This window comes from Kitasatospora sp. MBT66 (assembly GCF_000710405.2).
GTDB lineage: Bacteria > Actinomycetota > Actinomycetes > Streptomycetales > Streptomycetaceae > Kitasatospora > Kitasatospora purpeofusca.
In genome coordinates, this window is record NZ_JAIY01000006.1 from 912,930 (window position 1) to 917,515 (window position 4,586).

The following is a 4,586-nucleotide window of genomic DNA, read 5'->3' on the forward strand; positions in this document are numbered from 1 at the left end:
GTGATGTCGGTGATCTCCGCGTCCCGGGAGGCGTCCAGCGCCGCCAGGATCGCCTTCGCCACCGACTCCGGCTCGATCCACTGGCCGGCGTCGTACACCCGGCCCTCCTGCTGGTGCACCTTGACCTGCATCGCGGTGGCGGTGCGGCCCGGGTACACCGAGGTGACCCGCACGCCGTTGCCGTGCTCCTCCAGCCGCAGCGAGTCGGCGAGGGCGCGCAGCCCGTGCTTGCTCGCCGCGTACGCCGACCAGTCGGCGCTCGCCCTCAGCCCGGCACCGGAGTTGACGAACACCACGTGGCCCTTGGCCAGCCGCACCGAGGGCAGCAGCAGCCGGGTCAGCTCGGCGGGGCCGACCAGGTTGACGTTCAGGGTCTCCTGCCAGGCCTTGACCGGCAGTTCGCCGACCGGGGCCAGCTCGACCACGCCCGCCACGTGCAGCAGCGAGTCCAGCTCGACCGGCGGCGCCTGGTGCCCGAGGGCCCAGGAGAGCTTCGCCGGGTCGGCGAGGTCGCCGACCAGGGTCCGCGCGCCGGGGAAGCGCTCGCGCAGCTCGGCGGCGCGGCGGGCGTCGCGGGCCAGCAGCCAGAGCTCGTCCCCGCGCTCGGCGAGACGGGCGGCGAGGACGGCGCCGATGCCGGAGCCGGCGCCAGTGATCAGATGAGAGGCCATGACCGTGATCCTCTCAGCCCTTGAGCTGCTCGAAGACCTGGGCCGGGGTGTCGGCGAAGGTGATCAGCTCGCCCAGCGGGCGGGGCAGGAAGCCCTCGGCGTCCATCCGCTCCAGCTGGGTGCGCAGCCCGGCGTAGAAGCCCTCGGTGTCGAGCACGACCACCGGCTTCTCGAACATCCCGTGCTTCTTGAGCTCCAGCACCTCGGTCACCTCGTCCATGGTGCCGAGCCCGCCGACCAGGACGACGATCGCGTCGGCCCGGGCGACCAGCTCTGCCTTGCGCTCGGCGAGGTCGCGGGTCATGACCAGCTCGTCGGCGCCGACGTACGCCTTGTGCTTCAGCATCTCGACCATCACGCCGACCAGCCGCCCGCCCGCCGCCTTCGTCCCGTCGGCCAGCAACCCCATCAGCCCGGCGTTCGACCCGCCCCACACCAGCGTGTGCCCGCCCTCCCCGATGAGCCGGGCGAATTCGGAGGCGGGCACGGAGTAGCGGTCGTCGAGCGAGTACGCGGAGCAGAAGACAGTGATGTTCATAGTTTCATCGGTCTATCACATTCGGGCTCGCCCGTTCAGCCACGTTTCCGCCGCTCAGTCCCGGTACGGCACGAGCACCGCGAGGTCCAGCGTGAAGCCGAACGGCTCCGGAATACCGATCCCGTCGCCGAACTTCCGGTCCGTGCGGGTGTGGTAGCGATCGTGGTCGGGCTCGGAGAACAGCGTCACCGTCCGCTCGCGCGGGTCCACGATCAGGTAGAGCGGGATCCGCATCACGGCGTAGTCGTGCAGCTTGTCCATCCAGTCGTTGCCCGGATTGGAGGGCGAGACGATCTCGACGGCGATCAGCGCCTCGGCGGCGGGGGCCCGGTTGCCCGGCTCGGAGAGGACCTCCACCGGCAGGTAGGTGAGGTCCGGCTCACGCCCCTTGGAGACGTCTGGGCTGATGATCCTGGTGCGTTCACCGGGAAGGTACCCGTCAGGAGCGTGCCGCTCGAACTGCCGGCGCACCTGGACGATGTTGAGCCGGTGGACGTCCGTCGGCGACGCCTGCATGACCAGCACGTCCCCGGACCACTCGATCCGGACGCCTTCGGGAGCGATCCGCTCCAGCTCCTCGATGAAGTCGCGGTGCCGCTCGTGGAAGCTCATGCGGTCCTCTCGTCCTCAGACGTTGACGGCCGGGCGTTCCGTGGTGGCGATGGTGGCGGAGCCGACGACGCGGGTGCCGTCGTAGAGGACGACGGCCTGGCCGGGGGCGATGCCGCGGGCGGGGGTGTCGAGGTCGACGCGGAGGGTGCCGTCGGTGACCGAGGCGCTGACCGGGACCTCCTCGCCGTGGGCGCGCAGCTGGGCGGTGTAGCGGCCGTCGGCCAGGGGCTCGGCGCCGCACCAGCGGGGGCGGATCGCGGTGAGGCCGGTGACGTCGAGGCCCTCGACCGGGCCGACGGTGACGGTGTTGTTGACCGGCGAGATGTCCAGCACGTAGCGGGGCTTGCCGTCGGCGGCCGGGCGGCCGATCCGCAGGCCCTTGCGCTGGCCGATGGTGAAGCCGTAGGCGCCGTCGTGCTCGCCGAGCTTGGTGCCGTCGACGTCCAGGATGTCGCCGGTGGCGGTGCCGAGGTGGCGGGCCAGGAAGCCCTGGGTGTCGCCGTCGGCGATGAAGCAGATGTCGTGCGAGTCGGGCTTCTTGGCGACGGCCAGGCCGCGCCGCTCGGCCTCCTCGCGGATGACGTCCTTGGTGGTGTCGCCGAGCGGGAAGAGCGAGTGGGCGAGCTGGTCGGCGTCGAGCACGCCGAGCACGTAGGACTGGTCCTTGGCCGCGTCGACGGCGCGGTGCAGTTCGCGGGTGCCGTCCGGCAGGTCGACGATCCGGGCGTAGTGGCCGGTGCAGACGGCGTCGAAGCCGAGGGCGACCGCCTTGTCCAGCAGCGCCGCGAACTTGATCTTCTCGTTGCAGCGCAGGCACGGGTTGGGGGTGCGCCCGGCCGCGTACTCGGCCACGAAGTCGTCGATGACGTCCTCGCGGAAGCGCTCGGCGAGGTCCCAGACGTAGAACGGGATTCCGATCACGTCGGCGGCGCGGCGGGCGTCCCGGGAGTCCTCGATGGTGCAGCAGCCGCGCGCGCCGGTGCGGAAGGACTGCGGGTTGCTGGACAGGGCCAGGTGCACACCGGTCACCTCGTGGCCGGCTTCGACCGCGCGGGCCGCGGCGACGGCGGAGTCCACCCCGCCGGACATCGCCGCGAGCACACGCAGGCGGCCGGTGGTGGACGGAGCGGTCGGGGCACCCGGGAAGTCAGTCATGATGACAACAAGCGTACGTGGTGCCGCCCGGCATTCCGCCGGGGTTCCGGCGCTCGGCCGGACGGCCTTCCGGTACTCGGCCCGTCAGCCTTCCGGCTTCAGCGCCGGACGGCCGCGAGTCCGGCGTTGCGGGCCCGCTGGACGGCCGGGGCGATGGCCTCCGCGAGGGCGGTGACATCCTCGCGGGTGGAGGTGTGGCCGAGCGAGAAGCGCAGCGAGGCCCGGGCGAGCAGCGGGTCGACGCCCATCGCCAGCAGCACATGGCTGGGCTGCGGGACGCCGGCCGAGCAGGCCGAGCCGGTGGAGCACTCGATGCCCCGGGCGTCGAGCAGCATCAGCAGCGCGTCGCCCTCGCAGCCGGGGAAGGAGAAGTGCGCGTTGGCGGGCAGCCGCCCCTCCCCCGCCGGGTCGCCGTTGAGCACCGTGTCGGGGACGGCGGCGAGCACGGTCGCGACCAGTTCGTCCCGCAGCGCGCCGAGGGCGAGGGCGTGCTCCTCGCGGCGTTCGACGGCGATGGCCGCGGCGGCCGCGAAGCCGGCGGCGGCGGGCGCGTCCAGGGTGCCGGAGCGGACGTCGCGCTCCTGGCCGCCGCCGTGCAGCAGCGGGACGGGCGTCGCGCCGCGCGACAGCAGCAGCGCGCCGATGCCGAACGGGCCGCCGATCTTGTGGCCGGTGACGGTGAGCGCGGTGAGTCCGGAGCCGGCGAAGGAGACCGGCACCTGGCCGAGCGCCTGCACCGCGTCGGCGTGCATCGGGATGCCGTACTCGGCGGCGACGGCGGCGAGTTCGACGACCGGCTGGACGGTGCCGACCTCGTTGTTGGCCCACATGACGGTGACCAGCGCGACCGAGGCGGGGTCGCGTTCGATCGCCTCGCGCAGCGCCGCCGGGTGCACCCGGCCGAGCGCGTCCACCGGCAGGTAGTCGACGGTGGCGCCCTCGTGCTCGGCGAGCCAGTGCACGGCGTCCAGCACCGCGTGGTGCTCGACCGGGCTGCACAGCACCCGGGTGCGGGCCGGGTCGGCGCCGCGGCGGGCCCAGTACAGGCCCTTGACCGCCAGGTTGTCGGACTCGGTGCCGCCACCGGTGAGCACGATCTCGCTGGGCCGGGCGCCGAGCGACTCGGCGAGCGACTCGCGGGCCTCCTCGACCACCCGGCGGGCCCGGCGGCCGGCCGCGTGCAGGGAGGAGGCGTTGCCGACGACCCCCAGGTGTGCCGACATCGCGGCGATCGCCTCGGGCAGCATCGGCGTGGTCGCCGCATGGTCCAGGTATGGCATAACCATGCGATTGTAGTGGCCCTCCGGCCCGCACCGGACCGGCGTGCCCGGGGCGGCCGGGCGCACCGCACCGATCCGGCCACCGGACGGCGGTCACCGGGACGGTGCCCCTCGGGGCAGCCCCGCTACGGAATGCGGCCCCCGAACGGTTAGCCTGACGGCCACCACCAAGCGGCCCGACGGCCATCGCCGCGCGGCCGGACGGCCACCGCCGAGCGGCCCGACGGCCACCAGCACCCGGCGCGACGGCCCCTGCCCGCGGCCCGGTCGGAACCAGGAACGGGGAGCGCAATGTCGCAGTCGGTCGATCGGGCGCTGACCCTGCTCGGC

General features: G+C 73.4%; 5 protein-coding genes. All 5 read right to left on the reverse strand.

Annotated features, from left to right (window positions below; all coding sequences use genetic code 11):
* A partial coding sequence (locus tag BI06_RS16480) for an SDR family oxidoreductase (protein WP_043469746.1) occupies nt 1–671 on the reverse strand: 671 nt, incomplete at its 3' end.
* Between the two features lie 13 nt (nt 672–684).
* Complete coding sequence (locus BI06_RS16485) at nt 685–1,209, reverse strand: TIGR00730 family Rossman fold protein (RefSeq protein WP_043468819.1); 525 nt, start codon at nt 1,207–1,209, stop codon at nt 685–687.
* A gap of 54 nt (nt 1,210–1,263) precedes the next feature.
* Nucleotides 1,264–1,821, reverse strand: a complete 558-nt coding sequence (locus BI06_RS16490; RefSeq protein WP_043468822.1) for a Uma2 family endonuclease — start codon at nt 1,819–1,821, stop codon at nt 1,264–1,266.
* Nucleotides 1,822–1,836: 15 nt separating this feature from the next.
* The gene (mnmA, locus tag BI06_RS16495; protein ID WP_043468823.1) at nt 1,837–2,976 is read right to left on the reverse strand and encodes a tRNA 2-thiouridine(34) synthase MnmA; all 1,140 of its coding nucleotides are present in this window, start codon (nt 2,974–2,976) and stop codon (nt 1,837–1,839) included.
* Between the two features lie 98 nt (nt 2,977–3,074).
* Nucleotides 3,075–4,256 carry a cysteine desulfurase family protein gene (locus BI06_RS16500; RefSeq protein WP_043468826.1) on the reverse strand — a complete coding sequence of 394 codons (1,182 nt, stop codon included), beginning with the start codon at nt 4,254–4,256 and terminating at the stop codon, nt 3,075–3,077.
* Between the last annotated feature and the right edge of the window lie 330 nt (nt 4,257–4,586).